15 protein-coding genes and 2 pseudogenes are annotated in these 15660 nt (G+C 61.9%); 7 read left to right on the top strand and 10 right to left on the bottom strand.

Annotated elements, in window-relative coordinates:
- Window position 1 precedes the first annotated feature (1 nt).
- From C8J26_RS18180 to C8J26_RS20610, 6 genes are all read right to left on the bottom strand, one after another.
- Window positions 2-223: a YfiR/HmsC family protein gene (locus C8J26_RS18180; protein ID WP_167398902.1), complete on the bottom strand. Its 222-nt coding sequence runs from the start codon at window positions 221-223 to the stop codon at window positions 2-4.
- A 5-nt stretch (window positions 224-228) separates the two neighbouring features.
- Entirely contained in the window at window positions 229-504 is a 276-nt protein-coding gene (locus tag C8J26_RS18175; protein WP_107959588.1) for a hypothetical protein, read from the bottom strand.
- Between the two features lie 540 nt (window positions 505-1044).
- On the bottom strand, window positions 1045-1491 hold the full coding sequence (locus C8J26_RS18170) for a ferritin-like domain-containing protein (protein WP_107959587.1): 447 nt from the start codon (window positions 1489-1491) through the stop codon (window positions 1045-1047).
- Between the two features lie 282 nt (window positions 1492-1773).
- Window positions 1774-3345, bottom strand: coding sequence for an alkaline phosphatase D family protein (locus C8J26_RS18165; RefSeq protein ID WP_107959586.1), 1572 nt, complete (start codon window positions 3343-3345; stop codon window positions 1774-1776).
- 10 nt (window positions 3346-3355) lie between these two features.
- Entirely contained in the window at window positions 3356-4144 is a 789-nt protein-coding gene (locus C8J26_RS18160; protein WP_107959585.1) for an acid phosphatase, read from the bottom strand.
- Between the two features lie 84 nt (window positions 4145-4228).
- Window positions 4229-5155, bottom strand: a complete 927-nt coding sequence (locus tag C8J26_RS20610) for a DUF1826 domain-containing protein (protein ID WP_167398901.1) — start codon at window positions 5153-5155, stop codon at window positions 4229-4231.
- 86 nt (window positions 5156-5241) lie between these two features.
- On the opposite strand from C8J26_RS20610, the gene C8J26_RS18150 reads away from it, so the two are divergent.
- Window positions 5242-5610 carry a MerC domain-containing protein gene (locus C8J26_RS18150; RefSeq protein ID WP_056414523.1) on the top strand — a complete coding sequence of 123 codons (369 nt, stop codon included), beginning with the start codon at window positions 5242-5244 and terminating at the stop codon, window positions 5608-5610.
- Window positions 5611-6145: 535 nt separating this feature from the next.
- Here the strand turns inward: C8J26_RS18150 and C8J26_RS18140 are convergent.
- Window positions 6146-8029, bottom strand: a complete 1884-nt coding sequence (locus C8J26_RS18140) for a putative bifunctional diguanylate cyclase/phosphodiesterase (protein ID WP_107959583.1) — start codon at window positions 8027-8029, stop codon at window positions 6146-6148.
- Window positions 8029-9300 (bottom strand): FIST signal transduction protein, encoded by a 1272-nt coding sequence (locus C8J26_RS18135; RefSeq protein WP_107959582.1) that lies wholly within the window; start codon window positions 9298-9300, stop codon window positions 8029-8031. The genes C8J26_RS18140 and C8J26_RS18135 overlap by 1 nt, the downstream gene beginning before the upstream one ends.
- Window positions 9301-9446: 146 nt before the next feature.
- Here C8J26_RS18135 and C8J26_RS18130 point away from each other — a divergent pair.
- The 6 genes and pseudogenes from C8J26_RS18130 to C8J26_RS18105 form a co-directional block, all read left to right on the top strand.
- Window positions 9447-9637, top strand: a pseudogene (locus C8J26_RS18130) (hypothetical protein); the annotation flags it as partial.
- A 355-nt stretch (window positions 9638-9992) separates the two neighbouring features.
- Window positions 9993-10820, top strand: coding sequence for a universal stress protein (locus C8J26_RS18125; RefSeq protein WP_107959581.1), 828 nt, complete (start codon window positions 9993-9995; stop codon window positions 10818-10820).
- A gap of 72 nt (window positions 10821-10892) precedes the next feature.
- The gene (locus C8J26_RS18120) at window positions 10893-11543 is read left to right on the top strand and encodes a LysE family translocator (RefSeq protein WP_107959580.1); all 651 of its coding nucleotides are present in this window, start codon (window positions 10893-10895) and stop codon (window positions 11541-11543) included.
- A 122-nt stretch (window positions 11544-11665) separates the two neighbouring features.
- Window positions 11666-12331 (top strand): NAD(P)H-dependent oxidoreductase, encoded by a 666-nt coding sequence (locus tag C8J26_RS18115; protein WP_167398900.1) that lies wholly within the window; start codon window positions 11666-11668, stop codon window positions 12329-12331.
- A 395-nt stretch (window positions 12332-12726) separates the two neighbouring features.
- A complete protein-coding gene (locus C8J26_RS18110; RefSeq protein ID WP_107959578.1) occupies window positions 12727-13539 on the top strand; it encodes a universal stress protein in 813 nt (270 codons plus the stop codon).
- A 24-nt stretch (window positions 13540-13563) separates the two neighbouring features.
- On the top strand, window positions 13564-14043 hold the full coding sequence (locus tag C8J26_RS18105) for a potassium channel family protein (protein WP_244185391.1): 480 nt from the start codon (window positions 13564-13566) through the stop codon (window positions 14041-14043).
- A gap of 143 nt (window positions 14044-14186) precedes the next feature.
- On the opposite strand, the pseudogene C8J26_RS18100 reads toward C8J26_RS18105, so the two are convergent.
- Both C8J26_RS18100 and C8J26_RS21230 read right to left on the bottom strand, forming a co-directional pair.
- Window positions 14187-14333, bottom strand: a pseudogene (locus C8J26_RS18100) (transposase); the annotation flags it as partial.
- 575 nt (window positions 14334-14908) lie between these two features.
- Complete coding sequence (locus C8J26_RS21230) at window positions 14909-15514, bottom strand: PAS domain S-box protein (RefSeq protein ID WP_425275420.1); 606 nt, start codon at window positions 15512-15514, stop codon at window positions 14909-14911.
- Window positions 15515-15660: the final 146 nt, after the last annotated feature.

Below are 15660 nucleotides of genomic sequence, written 5' to 3'. Positions count from 1 at the left end.
GTCAGATTTCCTTGACCAGCATGAGGAATGCCGATCCGAAGCGGATATTGGCGGCTCGGGCCGCAGCCCGGTTGACGGTGATCTGGACCTTCGGCGAGGCGGTGACGCCAACCACGCAACGGCCGGTTTGCACGCAGGCGCGGTCCGAGGATATGGTCAGGACCGATGCACGGTTTGCAGCTATGGCAATGCTGCCCTGTTCCGTGCGCAGGCCTGCGGTCACAAATGCTACCGGTATCCCGACAGCGAGCCCATCGTCGAGACCGGCACCCGATGGGCTCGGACGACGCTGCGTCCGACAGACAACCCTGACCCGACCGCTCGCTCGATCGATGCGGCCTCCGCTTCCGAAGCCGCGTCGCCAGGGTCATAGAGGATGGCGACCGTAATCAGTCCTGTCGGACTTGGCTGAACGAACGAGACGACACGCACCGCGATCGGCACGTTGAGTTCCGCAGCGAGCGGCGCGGCGCAACCCAGCGCAATAGGGCCGACCGCCAACATCCAAGGCTTTAACAAGATAGTCCCCCGCGCGCCCGCTCCAGCGGTTCGCAGGGTGCATGACACCGAGACGTCTACGTCTGGTTAATCTTCAGTGTTTTGCGGTCGTTACACGACGGCATGGCTCACATCGCACTTTCGGCCAGATGGCGGAAGCAAAAAAACTGAGGTTCGAAAGTCGCGACTTTGGCGAATGCGAAGCGTCCACAATGGTGGATAGCAGCCTGGCCGCTTTCGTGCATCGATCGGCGCAGGCGGACGTTTTTCAGACGCGCCCCAAGACTACCTGAGCGCTAGCGGCGGAATTAGGCCTGAGTGTTTTCTGAACGACCTGCAACTTAGATAGCTTAAGCAACGTCTTTTTATGCCGAAGCCGAACTTCGCAGTTTGCAAGGGTGTATTGTAACTGAACGGAGCCCCGAACGAACGTCCGCTTTCGACGTGCTAGCACTCGGTAACGATGTCTGGGTGCGGATCGGTACGTAGACAGTGTCGCAGAGGAAGCGAGCAGGGCGGTGGACGCGTTCCACCGCCCTGTGATCATTATCCAACGCTGTGCTTCAGCGCGCTCATCTTGTCGTGACCTTCTCGGACCGACGCAAAGGCAGTATTGATAGCTTCGCGTGTTGTAGGCGCAAGGTCGCCGTCTTTCATTGCGTCCTCGAATTTTGCCTTGATATGGTCCTCGCCGCGCTCGACCTCCTGGATGATCGCCTTGTCGTCCTTGCCGGTGATTGCCTGCTTCAGGTCCATGAACGTGCGGTGCGCGGCAGCTAGCATGCTAGAGTCGAGTTCCGGTTCACCGCCGAGCGCGCGGACCTGGTTCTGCAGGTCGGTTGCGACCTTTGCCCGATCCCGGGCGAAGTCTGCGAACATGGTCGCATATTGGGTGCTTTCTGCATCCTTGGCGGCGTCCTCGTAGCCCTTCATGCTGTCGAGTGTGGTCTTGATAAGGCCGTTCAGTACGGAAGTGTCGTTGTTATCGCTCATGAAAGCCTCCGGTTTGGGAGCTTGCACAACGATCCCTTGGCTAAAAAGACTCACGGCAAATATTGGGATGATGCGAGTTGCGGTGTGTCGATCACCGAGAAGATTTAGCAGGCGCTGGGGAGGGAGGAGATGCGCGAGGATGGGTTCGGTTTGCCATGCCCAGGCACCTATCGCCGCGGCGGTTTACCGTTCAAAGTGCACACTCAGGGTATCCGATGCTTATACGCGCCGCTTGCCCGCAGCGGCCCAGATCGAGGTATCGAATACCCTGTTAAGGTGACGTCAGGTTACCGTCACGGCGGCACGGCCATGCTCGACGATCGCCGTACCGGACGTCTTGATCATGCCATCGGGGCGGGTGACGGTATCGACGGTGCGGAACTCGGTCTTCCACTGGTCCGCATCCACATCACACAGCAGGTAACCGCGCCGGTCGTTGGTCCAGGCGAGGAACGGGTTGCGCGCGCGGAGGCGGTCTTCGCCGACCCGCCGGTCCGCGCCATCGCCGCCCGAGGTGATCGACGTGCCGACGAACTCGACCGCGACGGCATCCCCCTGGCCGCCTTGGGTGCGCAGGACGCCCGCATAATTCTGATGCTCGTCGCCGGTCAGCACGACCATGTTGTCGAGGCCTTGGACCATCTTCAGCACGCGCTCGCGTGGCGCGTCGTAGCCGCCCCAGCTATCCATGTTGCGGATCGGCGCAAGTTCGTCACCCGTCCGCCGGTCGAGCGGCATCATCATCACCTGTTGCGCCAGTGCGTTCCAGCGCGCGCTCTTCTGCTTCAGCGCCGTGGACAGCCATGCCTCCTGGGTTTGTCCCATTACTTGTGCGGCGGGATCGGCCCACCCCGCACAGCGCGGCTTGAAGCCATCGTCGCAGGGCTGGTCGGTCCGGAACTGCCGGGTGTCGAGCAAATGCAGGTCGAGCAGATTGCCGATCGTCGCGCGGCGATAGATCTGCATGCCCGCTGGTCCCGGAAATGCCGAGCGGCGCAGCGGCATATGCTCGTAATAGGCCTGGAACGCCGCCGCCCGGCGTAGCGCGAACACCTCGGGCGGATCCTTCTCCTGGTCGATCTCGCCGACCCAGTTGTTCTCGACCTCGTGATCGTCGAAGGTCACGAACCACGCTGCCGCGGCGTGTGCTGCCTGAAGATCCGGGTCGCTCTTGTACTGGGCGTAGCGGCGGCGATAATCGGCGAGGTCGAACAGCTTCTGCCCGGCATGCTCGCGGACGAAGCGGCGTGGCTTGCCGTCATAGCCGACGGGCATCGGCGCGCTCCGGCCTTCGTAGATATAGTCGCCATAATGGAAGACGAAGGCGGGATCGTCCGCCGCGAGGTGGCGATAGGCGGTGTAGAGCCCGTCCTCGTAATTCTGGCAGCCGGCGACCGCGAAGCGCAGCCGGTCGAGCGATGCGCCCGCAACGGGTAGCGTGCGCGCACATCCCGCGGTCGAGCGTTCGCTGCCGACCGTGAAACGGTACCAATAGGGGCGGTCTGGCAACAGCCCGGCGACCTCGACATGGACCGAATGCGCGAGTTCGGGACGCGCGAGCGCCTTGCCACCGGCTACCAGCGTCGCAAAGCGCGGATCGGTCGCGACCTGCCACTCGACCTCGACCGGCTGCATCGGCATGCCGCCATGCTCGGCCAGCGGGTCGGGAGCGAGCCGGGTCCAGATCACGAACCCGTCCGCGGCCGGATCCCCCGCCGCGATGCCGAGGCGAAACGGGTAGGCGGCGAAGAGTTGCTGCGCGCGCAGGATCGCGGGTGCGCCAACCAGCGCCGCGGCGGCACCGATCATGGTGCGGCGATTGAGGATTAGGCCTGAGCCGGTCGTATTGGTCATCACTGTCTCGTCAGTAGAGGGGCTGGGCGACGAGTGCCGCCTCGCGTGTGCAGAGTGCCGTGTCGAGCGTCGCCGCGCTTGCGGTCTGCCGGAGCGTCGCGATTTCCTGCTTGGCCGCGGCGAGATCGGCCGTGAACGCCGGGTCCCCCTGCAGCGCGGTCAGCGTCGACGACGCGGACAGCCGCCCCGTTTCGACCGCGCTGGCATTGTGGACGCCGCACACGATCCGGCTTTCGCCATACGCCCGGCCGCGCGCGAGCAGCGGCGTTGCGCGATCGGGCGCGATCTGTGCGAGCAAAGTCGCCATCGTCCACCCCGCGGTCGTATGGCCCGACGGATAATCATAGCTGTCCGCGACCTCGGCCGCGGGCTGGCAGATCGGCCCCCGGTCGATCAGGAACGGTCGCTGCCGCTTGTAGACTGTCTTGGCGATCCCGGTCTGGCGTGCCGTGTCGACCATCGCGCGCCGAAGTAGTGCGGCGGTCCGTGGCGCGTTTTCAGGCGTCATTGCGATCCCCATGGCGCAACTGAAATCGCGGAACAGATCGGCGGGTGCCAGCTTCACGTCGTTGGTCGCCATCGCCCAGCGCGGACTCCCCTGTAAAGCGCGCGTCGCCGTGAAGATCGCGCGGTCGGCGAGCCCGCGCGGGTCGGTCGGCTTCGGGGCGCGCGGCAGGACGGCCAGCACGTCGAACGCACCCGGCTTGAGATACCCCGCCGGCCCGAGCGCCTGCTGCGCACCGGCAACGGCGCCAAGGCTCGCCAGCGTGACGGCGATGAGAAGCGGCAAGCGAGTCATGAAGTCTGGATCCTGATGGCTTGGATCATGGGAAGAGCGAGACGGCGCTCGCCGATCGCGTGACGACGATGCGCCGCGAATATGTCAGCCACGTTGCATCGCCTGCTCCCACAGCGCGGCGGTTTCCGCCGGGGGTGGACTATCGATCACCAGCAGCAACCGCGTCTCGCCGGTACCCGCGATCGGCGGCGAGCGGTGGACGATCGCCTGCTCGCCGGCGAGGATGCGCCCCTTGAACAGGCCGACCGCGCCGGGCGTGAGCGATCGCGGCCTCTCGACTGGCGATCCACCGGCGCGGTCAATCGACCGCTCGATCCACTGCGTGCCCGATCCGCAATAGGTGCTGATCAGCCGAACGGGCACGTAATCCGCATGCCAGCGTTTGCAGGCGTCGCCGACCACCCGCTCGAGCCGGATCACGACGTGCGACAGCGCCATGATCGCCGCAAAGGACGCTGTGAGCGCAGCGACATCCGCGGCGATATCGGCATGCCAGGCGGCCGGGGGCTGCCGCGCGAGCGCATCGGTCAGCGCGGCGTGCGCGTGATCGACCGATATCGTCATCTGGATGGTGGCGAAGCCGTCCAGCGATCCGACCGGCACGAGGGCGGGTCGCTCCCAGATCGCAAGATTTACATGCGGGTCGAGGATCGCCGCGAGAGCATCGACGGTCTGCGTGCGATGGACGTGGGAGCGGGGCGGGGCAAGGATCGACGCACCGTTCATCACGCCGTCTCCCGCACGCCCCAGGCGGGGAACGGATGGGGCAGATGCTCCCACAACCGGGGCGTAAACGCGGTCGCCGGCACGAGGCAGGCATCCAGGCGGCGCGGTATCACCGCTCCGTACCAGGTTGGCGTTGATGTTCACCTCGGACATGTCGTTGACGATCACCGCCACGCGCCGGTCTTCGTAGTCGGCGAGGATGTGATTGAGGGGCGTCGTCTTCCCGGCCCCCAGGAACCCTGAAAGGACCGTGACGGGTAACAGCGGCGTCTCATCTCGTAGCATCGACCAACCTCATATTGTATGATACAATGTATCATTACGTTGATAAAATTGGTTGTGGCAAGATGAGAACGACAGGGACGTGCGGAATGGATTGGCTCGACCGAGCAGCCATGGCGGGCTCGGCAGCCTGCATGGTCCACTGCCTCGCGTTGCCGCTCCTCCTGGCGGCTGTGCCGGCGGCGGCCGCGATCATCGTCATACCCGAAAGCTTTCATCGTTGGGTGCTGCTGTTGGCGGTACCGCTCGCGGCGATCGCGCTACTCGGCGGACGTGCCCGTCACGCGGCTTTGTGGCCACTGTGCCTTGGAGCCGCCGGACTGAGCCTGCTGATGATAGGTGCCTTCGCCCTGTCGGAAGGCGGCATCGAGCGCGCGGTCACGGTAACTGGCGGCATATTGGTGGCGCTTGCACACGCTGCCAACCTGCGTTTGCGGCATGGCTGCGGGGCCCCATGATGTTCTCTGCGCGAAATACTCAGGTGGAGATGAAAGAGTACGGATACGGCCCGAAGCTTAGAAAAGGCGCAGCGAAGCATGATGTCGACGCCCGGCGCGGCGTCCCCGCCTCTACAGAGGTGCTGCACGGTAGGCCCATCTGCGCTGATGCTGACGCCGCACACCGCGAGCAACATCAAAGCCGCGCCCACCCTTCTCGAACGCGCTGGGCGGCTGCGGTACCTGCTTGGCGATAAAGGCTACGATGCTCACAGTATTCGCCGTTAGACTCGTAAAGTAGGCGCTATCCCGGTGATCCCCCGGAGGGCGCAAACCGAAGCGAACAGTTCGCACCACAACCAGCGGTACCGCGGTCGCCATCTCGTCGAAAACGCTTATCGTTGCCGGAAAGACTTCCGCCGTGTCGCCACCCGGTACGACAAACTCGCCGCTGACTTCCTGTCAGCTGCCGCGCTAGCTACAGCTATCGTCTTCTGGCTGTGAATGAGTCTGAGCCCTGGCGCTGGACCACGCTGCAACATCGCAGCACATACGTTCACGCAGCCCTTCTCCTGATCGAAATTTGCTTGGGCGGGTCCGTATTAAATTCGGATATGATCTTCATAGTCTCCGACATTGTGACCGGCTCACTGAACAGATACCCCTGAACACTCCGACACTGCTCATGTTGGAGAACGTCCAGCTGCTTGTGAGTCTCGACGCCCTCAGCAGTAGATTGGATACCTAGATTCTCGCACAGCCCGACGACGGCTCGCACGATAGCCAAGCTCTCTGCATCAGCGCCGAGTTCGCGTACGAAGGATTGGTCAATCTTTATTCGATCAAACGGAAAGCTTCTTATATGGCTCAAAGATGAGTATCCAGTTCCAAAATCGTCGAGTGAAACTCTAATGCCGAGTTTTCTTATCTCGCTTAACTGGGAGATGATACCGGATGAGCGATCAAAAATTGCGCTTTCGGTAATCTCAAGTTCCAGGCGGCTTCCAGGAAATCCGATCTTTTCGAGGACGTCCTTGACGATAGTTGGAAGATTTCCCGATTTGAACTGCACCGGGGAAAGGTTGACAGAAACCGTTACGCACGCCGGCCAGGCCATCGCATCCTTGCACGCAACTTCCAGAATTTGCGCGCCAAGCTCCTCGATCAGCCCATTTTCTTCGCACATAGGGATGAACTCCGTAGGCGAGATCATGCCTCGGCCGCTATGCCGCCATCGCGCCAGAGCCTCGAACCCTGAGACAGTTCCAGCCTCAAGGTCTATTTGAGGCTGGTAGAATACCTCGAACTGCTTGAAAAGGACGGCATTCGACAAGTCCACCTCAAGCTGCCGCCGAGCTGTAACCGCGGCGTGCATGGCAGGGTCGTAAAGTCTGGCCGTGTTTTTACCATCCGCCTTCGCTTGATAGAGCGCGATATCGGCATTTCGAAGTATCTGATCTGCATCCATCTCCGAAGCGTCTATGATGTCGATTCCTACGCTGGCGCCGACGTGTATTTTGTAACCCTCGATAGTAAAGGGTCTATTCAGCAAATTAATGACTCTTCGCGCAAAGCGTTGCGGACTCGACCGTGATCGAATGTGCTGCACGACGATTGCGAATTCATCGCCGCCGAGGCGTGCTACGACGTCCATCTCCCTAACTATGGATAGTAGGCGTCGGCTTACCTCTACGAGGAGCAGGTCACCAATGGCGTGTCCGAGCGTGTCATTCACCGCCTTGAAGCCGTCAAGGTCAAGAAAAAGGATGGCGCACTTCTGCTGTCGCCGCCTGTTCCTATATATCTCAAGGATCCGTTCGCGCAGAAGGACTCGATTGGGAAGGTCGGTGAGATGATCGTGCCGTGCCAAATGGGCAATCTTGTCGGATGCTTGGTGGGCACCCGTAATATCGACGATCGTGTCTAGGAAACCGCCATCAGCGACGCTGGTGCGCGTCAATTCCACCCAGCGTCCATCGGGCCATTGTTGCTCGATCGGGGTCCGATCCAGCCGGTCCAGGCAGATATGCTCTCTTATGATAAGCCTCTTGTCGAGATCGTTCGCGCGAGACAGTGCATCGCAACGGCCTAGAATCTCTGGAAGCTCAAGGCCGATCGGTGAAGTCTCGCCATCGATGCCATAGATCTCCAGGAAGCGGGAGTTGCAAACGACTAATCGCCCCTGCTCGTCGAACAGGGAGAGGCCATGATACATATTGTCCATCGCAGCCCTGAACCGCATGTTCTGCAGCGCAAGCTCGGACAGTGTGACATTGAGTTCGTCTGCCATTACACGATTGGCATGGTCTGCACGTTTTCGATCGATGTCCTTTTCCTGGTAGGCTGTTGAAACGAGCGAAAGGAGTGTCGGTACGTCGATGGATTCGTCGTCACATTTCGCTTTTAACAACTGACGATTTAACAGTGGGTGGTAAGACATTACGCGACCTCTGAGATCATCGTCAACGTGATCGTCTGGTTATGGAGGCCGGAAGGTCCGGTCTTGCTGTTAGCTAAAATCTCGCCGTATGAATAGAAACCGACTATCGGGAAAGATCCACCGATAGACGAGTAAACCACGTCAATTTCCTCTTCTGTTTGTTGTCCCATGAGCAGGCGGCGTCCGACACAACTTACGATTAGGCATAGGCCGTCATAACTGGTTTGGTTTTCCATTTGCGATTTGGCGCTATCCGCTGCCTCGGCAGCGCTGTCGATCAGGCGCTCGAACGAGCCGCGCATCAGGCGGGCTTTCCAGCCCTGGGGAATGTCGCCCGCGAACTTCATCGAGCGACGCGCATGATCGACGCTTAGGACAGTACGAACGACTTCATCGTCTGGGCAGGCAGGGTCCCAGATTTTAAGAGGATAGAGCAGGGCAGAGGCTGGCAGAGCGGCGGCTTCGTCGCCGAGGTAGGTTTCGTAGAGGTCGAGTGCCGGCTTGCCGTCCAGTTCATAAAGGATGGAATCGTCCGATCGCGTAATTATGCGCACGGGCCCAAACTCATCCCATCCGCCGGCGGCTTCATGCGTCATGCGCAGCGACGGTCCGTACAATCCCACTGCTGCAATAAGCCCCGATTCTGCAAGATCGCCGACCGTTACCAACGTATCGGCGAATTGTGCGCCATCCCCGGCCAGCCCCCCGCTGATTTTGACATGCTCTGGCAGGGTATTCTTCAGGCCGTTGACAAGCGCGCTACCGTTGACGGCAAGTCCATCCGATAGAACAAGCACGCCTACGAGCTGTTCGCCACCTAGCTCGAGGCCAATCGCTTGGCCGGCTCGATAGGAGTCCGACATGTCGGCAATGCGTTCGATCGCGACCCGTGCCCAGGATGTTTCGAATCCAATCGCGACAGCGACGGTGTTGGTGTCCGATAGGGAGCGGCCTTCGACGGTTGTTCCGGTGCTGCAGCCAAATAGGATCGCTTCTGGAAAACTCGTTCTCAGCAAGCGCGTGATTTCACCCGATCGAAGGGACTGCGTGGGGCCGAACGTGATGACAAGTTGCGCTGGGCTGCTGCGTGACCTCAAAACCGAGGTAGATTCGGCAATGCCCGACAGATTGACGCGTTCGACCCACAAAGGACATTCTCCAACTGCAAGGCGCTCGTCGCCAATAATGAAGCGCCCAGTTTCGTTATAGGCGACGCGGCTCGCCCGGGGCGGGATCGCCGCCGATCTCCGGACCGACGGGTCGCTTCTCACCCGGGGAATCGCCGCCCGTGGGCAAAGCCCGGCCCTTGGTCTATCCGAGCTAACTCATCACGTGCGACAGCGGGCTTGCGCGCGTTCTCACGACCGGGCCCCGTACCGAGCTGGGCCGGATCGGACAGTCGCCCGCGACGCTGGAGCATATCGGCGTGGCGAAGGGCAAGCGCGGGACCGACGTCGCGCGCGAAGCCGCCGCGATCATGCTGATTGACGATGATTTCGGCGCGATCGTCGATCCGTGCGGCTGGGACGGCGGATCTACGACAATCTCCGCAAGGCCATGGCGTTCATCTTCGCGGTGCACGTGCCGATCGCCGGGCTCGCGCTGCTCGAAACGTGCAAGCCGCTGGTCCGCAAGGCAATCGCGCGCAGCGGGGGGGGGGGGATTCCCCCAGCCGAATACTCGCCGTCCATCCCGTGACGCTTGCCGACCAGGCCCAAAGCCGGCCGCCGGTCCCGGCTCGCCGCGCTGCGCGACAAACCCTGTCGCAGTAGGACGCTAGCCTGCGTCCTCTGGGATGGCCTCCTCGTGCTGGTAGCGACGTATCGCCCGCACCGGCTGGCCGTTGGCCGGCTGCGTCATCATCTTTCACGATCGACGGCATCAATTTCGGGGGGCCTACGGGAAACTACGGAAGGCCAGCGGCGCATTTGGCTGTCATTGCTCGTTCCAAGGAGAAGCGATCATGCTCAAGAGCGTTCTGGCCGTCGTCGACAATGGCGATATCGCGGCCCCCTTCCTCCGGGCTGTCGCCGGATTTGCGGAAGCGAGAGGCGCCCATCTGGAGGTCGCCGTTCTTACCCCGGCACCGATGACGTCTCCGGCTCTGGCCCCCTTTGGCGCGGTGTACGTGCCCGAGGTCGTCCTGATGGGCGACGATGCCGCCAACGTCGCGCAGGTAAAGGACGCATTGAAGGACTGCGATAGCCCCAGGGATGTCTTTGGCTTTCACGACGATGTGGCATGGCTCGCCGGGGATTTGCGTCGGAGCCGGCAGGTGGCGGATATCATCGTCATGGGCGCGCTCGAGACCTGGGCGACACCATGGCTGCGCCGGCGCGTCGCGCAGACGCTGATCCGGGCGAGCGGTACGCCGCTACTGATCCTGCCCTACGACGCCGACATCACCTGGGTTCATCGGGCGATACTCGGCTGGACGCCGTCGCCCGAAGCCACGCGCGCCCTGCACACCCTGATACAACTGGCGGAGCCGGGCGCTGCCATCGACATCGTGACGGTCGGCGACACGCTCCATCAATGCGGGCGCGAGAAGGATGCTCATGCCGAGGTGAAACGACATCTCTCCCGGCACGGCTTCGCGGCGGAGGGGCACTGGATCGTCAACGCGGTGAAACCCCCCGCCGAAACGCTGACGCTCTATGCAAAGGAGCAGAAAGCCGATCTTCTCGTGATCGGCGGGTTTGCGCATTCGCGAGTCCGCGACATCGTGCTGGGGGGGGTGACCCGCGACTTCGTCGAGGCCAGCACGGTGCCCATCCTGATCGTGGGCTAGGCGAACACTCTTGCCTCGCCAAGGCCCAAGCGTCGGGGACGAACACGTGCGATGCGCAGTGGACGGTAGATCATGAATGACATGTCGCTGACGCTAGGCCCGATAGCGCTCCCGACGCTGCTGCGATTCACCGCCACGGCGCTGCTGATCGAACTGACGCCTGGACCGAATATGGGCTATCTCGCCATCGTCGCCGCCCAGCGGGGACGATCCGCGGGACTGACTGTGATCGCCGGCGTCACGCTTGGCTTGGCGCTCTACCTCGCGGCAACCGTTGCCGGAGTCGCGCAGGGCTTCCTCGACAACAGGTATGTCTACGAGACGCTGCGCTGGTCCGGCGTGGTCTACATGGTCTGGCTGGCAAAAGATGCGTGGCATCCAGAACCGATGACGAATGCGCATGAGTTGCCGTTGCAAAGAACGCGGCTTTTCGCGCGCGGGCTGCTTGCCAACCTGCTTAACGTGAAGGCCGCGATTCTCTATGCGGTCCTTTTGCCGGCGTTCCTCGACGGCAAGCGTGGCAGCTTGCCGCTTCAGGCGTTGACCCTGGGATCGGTGCACCTCGTCATTGCCACCACGGTCCATTGCAGCATCGTGATGCTTGCCGCGCGGTCGCGGATCTTGGTTACGAACCACACGTCGGAATGGCTCGGCCGGACCTATGCTGTTGCGCTCCTGGCCGTGGCCGGCTGGCTTGCATGGAGCACGCGCGTGTCTGCCTGATCGCCAAGGCTATCCCGTACTTCTGTGCGGGTCCTCAGTATAACTACGCATATCTCGCGCCTGCATCCCGGTCGATGATGCGGCCGGTTCACTCATGATGGGGCGTGACGATGACTCCGACCATGAACACCAATATTTCCAAAACGCAGACCGCGCGTTCGACGCACTTGGTCATCTGCGCCAACCCGTCACCCGCGAGTTTCGATACCGCGATCGTCGATGCCTATTCGGCGGAAGTCCGCGACCGCGGTCACAAGGCAGTCGTTCGCGACCTTTATGCGCTGGGATTCGATCCGGTGCTCAAGGAAGACGAGCGCCCCGGCCAGTCCCCATGGGCGCCGCGCGCCGATGTCGCTGAGGAACTGGATCATGTCCGCGACGCCGACGTCATCGTTCTCGTATACCCGATCTGGTACGGCATGCCGCCGGCGATCCTGAAAGGGTATATCGATCGCGTCCTCGGCGCGAATTACTCGTTTCGTGCCGTCCACGATCAGCGCGGGCAAACAGGGCTGGCAGGCAAGCCGCTCCTGTCGTTCAGCACGTCCGGTCTGCCGCTCGACTGGCTGAGCGAGCGCGGGCAAGTGCTGTCCTTGCGTGAAATCCTCGATGTCTATCTGTGGCGCGGCTTCGGCATGAAGCAAAGCGAGCACGTCATGATCGAGTCGGTCGTGCCAAACATGAGTACGGCGTACGCAACCACACAACTCGATCGCGTCCGCCATACCGCTGCGCGCACATGCGCGATGTTGGAGAATACCCTTCTTGTGGAGGTGTATGAATCATGATCGTCGATCCACCGCCGGGAGGGCGGCCCCCCGCCGATCCGAACCCGGCCGAGCGGGCCTATTTAAGACGGCGCGCCTGGGATGAAATTGGACGGGCCGGAGCGGCCGAGGATTCGGTCGCACGCTTGCCCCATGCGGCGATGGCAAGGGCGTATTGCGCGAAGTGCCGCGCCATTGCCGATCCAAGGGAGTGTGCGGACTGCACCTTGCGGCCGCTATGCCAGACGCTTGCCGCGTCGTGTCGGGCGGGAGCGCTGTTCGGCCAGGCATCCTACGACGCGATCGCACCAGAACCGTCAGTGCCGGCGCCGACCCGGATACCTGGGAAACCGTGCCTATCGACCCTGGTTCGCGCCTCGTAACCGTTCCCGGCAACCCACGAAAGGAGACGATTGATGAAGAGCATTCTTCTGCTGATCCACGACGATGAGGGCCAGGAGGCGCGCTATCAGGCCGCGCTTGATGTCGCCCGTGCGGTGGAAGGCCATCTTGCATGCCTCGATCTGACGATCGTTCCCGAATATATCGGTGATTATTCTGTGCCGATGACAGCGGGGGGATTGCTCCTTGCCGAAGAGAACGCGATCGAGGCGGCGCATGCCAGTCGCATGCGTACCAGGATCGAGCGCGAGGATGTACCGTTCGACTGGACCAGCACGACCGGATTCCTGTCGCAGACGCTGGAAGCGCGCTCCGCGCTGATCGACCTCATCGTCGTCAGCACCGATGATGCCGACGCGTTTTTCCCGCACATGACGCACGTCATCGGCGATCTGCTCGTCCATACCGGCAAGCCGGTCCTGGCCGTGCCACCCGCGTGTCGCGGCATCACTGTCCATGGACGCGCGCTGGTGGCGTGGGACGGCTCGCAGGATGCCGAGGCCGCGCTGTGTTCGGCGCTGCCGCTGCTTCAGGTCGCCAAGTCGGTCACTCTGTTCCATGTCGACAACGGCGCGACGGCGACCGGCGTGGGAGAGGCCGCGCGCTATCTGGCGCGGCACGGAATCACGAGCACGATCAAGAACGAACCGGTCGGCTTCGAGCGCGTGGGCGAGGCACTGCTGCGTGAGGTCGCGATGGCGCGTCACGACTTCGTCGTCATGGGCGGCTTCGGTCACGCCCGGACGATCGAGGCGATCTTTGGCGGTCCGACACGGACCATGCTCAGGGAATGCGACGTGCCGATGCTGCTTGTCCACCGGCGCTAGCCCGGTGGCTAAGGGATTCCACGGATGGCGCGAACGATGCCGTTCGTGGACGCTCCGGTCATGCACCTGATCGTCCAACTCTTTGCCGCGACCGCTCTGGTTGCCGTGACGTGCGCGATGCATCTTTTCGGCATCGGTGGTCTGATGCTTTTACTGCGGCGACATCGCAAGGGCGCCGGTGAGGCCGAACTGATACGCCAAGCCCTCACGATTGGTGCGGCTGCGACGGGCCTATTCCTGCTCCATGCCACGGAAATCTGGCTGTATGCCGGTTTCTATATTGTCGTGCACGCCCTGCCCGGGCTGGAGACAGCACTGTATTTCTCCACCGCATCCTACACAACGGTGGGCTATGGCGATGTCGTGCTGGGTCCCGGCTGGCGGGTCGTCGGCGCGATAGAGAGCGCGAACGGCATCATCCTGTTGGGCTGGTCTACGGCCTTCTTCGTTGCCATCGTCGGACGCATCCGCTGGCTCGAGGCAGAAATAGAGGCTGCCCGATGATAGGCGTTGTTACCGCACCCTCGCCAGTACAACGAGCCGATATCGCGATGTTCGTCGCAAGTGTTACTGATCGGGGGCTTGTGCTGGGTTGGACGGTGTCATTTCCTACTGGAAGTCCAAGCCCTAGGGTCAAAACTCGTTGATCACAGCCAGAAGATGACGGTGGCAGCGAGGGCAACCGCAGAGAAGAAGGCTGTCGGGCAACGGTCGTAGCGGGTTGCCACGCGGCGCCAATCCTTGAGGCGGCCGAACAAGATCTCGATGCGGCTGCGGCGCCGATAGCGCCGCTTCCAGTTCGAATCCTTCGAGGAGAATCAACACCACTCCACCATGAACTATCCGCGCAGCCTCCGGCGCCCTCAGGTTATACGTTCGCTCGATGTGCCCGAGGTATTGGAACAAGATAGTGTTGCGGGTTAGCTCCTATCGTCTTGATCACGGCGCATGTCTGTTTTCTGCTGTTCAAGCCAACCTCCCGGCAGGATCATGTAGCTGCGCCTGAGCGTCTAGCCATCTGACATCTGTGGACCCTACGCTTTAAGAGAAGGGCTCCCTGGTGATGACCCACTTCCGGCCGCACAGAGACCGCCAGGCTCCGCCCGAAACCAACAACTCGTTCAGCATCGTCGACGGCTGATCAACCACATTTTGAAACCGGCGGTTTACTGCGCATGCGTATACTCGATTGACCGATCAGGGCCGATGGAGATGATCGATGGGTCATCCGTCAATGAACCCCGCCTTTCGCGAAGTTGGGCCTTGGAACGAAGACCGGCTGATCGGTGCGAAGCGAGCGCTGAAACAGCAACAGGTCTGGGCAACACGCTTCTGGCTCGACCAGCAGAAGCGACTGCGCGACCGAGCGCTATTCGACTTCGCGATCGACAGCAAGCTCCGCAGCGGTGGCCTGGTCAGGGTGCACCAAGCGAAGCTCAAACCGCTGCTGCGTGGTGAGATCGCGAATAAAGCCGGTGAAGATGCGCCCGGCGGCGCGTTCCGCCTCGCCAACCGACAGTTCCATCGGGAAGCCGGTACCATCTGTGCGTTGTCCAACCAAGACGCGGCCGGTGCCGATAATCGGGCGCTCGCTAGTCGTCAGATACCGCTCGACATAGCTATCATGCCGGCTTCGGTGATCCGCGGATGTGAGCAGTCTTACGTTGCGGCTGACTACCTCATGTTCCGAATAGCCGAATACCCGCTCCACTGCCGCACTGGACGAGTGAATTATGCACCCTTCGGCGATTATGATCTCGCGTCCGGCACCGTGGTTAAGGCCGAACGTATAGGCGCCGCGCGGTCCATGACCATGCACTCGGGGGCGCACCTCGTGGTCACATCGACGATCGACAGACCATGTCCGCGCACCTCCCCCGTTGCGACCTTGATCGGGGCAATGGTGCCATCTTCCATGAACTCGGCCCCGTCTCCTCGGCAGCGCCAATCTTCGAGACGACGGGTCACATATCATGCGGCTTAAAGAACAGATGCTAACCTGCCCAAAACTTGGCCATCTTGCATCTAGGGTCAGGACCCATTGATGTGATGGCCGCGATCTGATTCAGGTTGCGTAAGGAGACTGGCATGAGCGACCTGTTTTGGTTGACGGAAGAGCAG

Source organism: Sphingomonas aurantiaca, assembly GCF_003050705.1.
Taxonomy (GTDB): Bacteria; Pseudomonadota; Alphaproteobacteria; order Sphingomonadales; family Sphingomonadaceae; genus Sphingomonas; species Sphingomonas aurantiaca.
Note: the sequence above shows the minus strand (reverse complement) of the source record. Positions and strands in the feature narration are given on the sequence as shown.

What these genes read in the sequence shown, in the direction of transcription:
- C8J26_RS18175 (WP_107959588.1), bottom strand. Translation starts at nt 504, where the DNA reads ATGTTGGCGGTCGGCCCTATTGCGCTGGGTTGCGCCGCGCCGCTCGCT.
- C8J26_RS18170 (WP_107959587.1), bottom strand. Translation starts at nt 1,491, where the DNA reads ATGAGCGATAACAACGACACTTCCGTACTGAACGGCCTTATCAAGACC.
- C8J26_RS18165 (WP_107959586.1), bottom strand. Translation starts at nt 3,345, where the DNA reads ATGACCAATACGACCGGCTCAGGCCTAATCCTCAATCGCCGCACCATG.
- C8J26_RS18160 (WP_107959585.1), bottom strand. Translation starts at nt 4,144, where the DNA reads ATGACTCGCTTGCCGCTTCTCATCGCCGTCACGCTGGCGAGCCTTGGC.
- C8J26_RS20610 (WP_167398901.1), bottom strand. Translation starts at nt 5,155, where the DNA reads ATGCTACGAGATGAGACGCCGCTGTTACCCGTCACGGTCCTTTCAGGG.
- C8J26_RS18150 (WP_056414523.1), top strand. Translation starts at nt 5,242, where the DNA reads ATGGATTGGCTCGACCGAGCAGCCATGGCGGGCTCGGCAGCCTGCATG.
- C8J26_RS18140 (WP_107959583.1), bottom strand. Translation starts at nt 8,029, where the DNA reads ATGTCTTACCACCCACTGTTAAATCGTCAGTTGTTAAAAGCGAAATGT.
- C8J26_RS18125 (WP_107959581.1), top strand. Translation starts at nt 9,993, where the DNA reads ATGCTCAAGAGCGTTCTGGCCGTCGTCGACAATGGCGATATCGCGGCC.
- C8J26_RS18120 (WP_107959580.1), top strand. Translation starts at nt 10,893, where the DNA reads ATGAATGACATGTCGCTGACGCTAGGCCCGATAGCGCTCCCGACGCTG.
- C8J26_RS18115 (WP_167398900.1), top strand. Translation starts at nt 11,666, where the DNA reads ATGAACACCAATATTTCCAAAACGCAGACCGCGCGTTCGACGCACTTG.
- C8J26_RS18110 (WP_107959578.1), top strand. Translation starts at nt 12,727, where the DNA reads ATGAAGAGCATTCTTCTGCTGATCCACGACGATGAGGGCCAGGAGGCG.
- C8J26_RS18105 (WP_244185391.1), top strand. Translation starts at nt 13,564, where the DNA reads ATGGCGCGAACGATGCCGTTCGTGGACGCTCCGGTCATGCACCTGATC.
- C8J26_RS21230 (WP_425275420.1), bottom strand. Translation starts at nt 15,514, where the DNA reads ATGATATGTGACCCGTCGTCTCGAAGATTGGCGCTGCCGAGGAGACGG.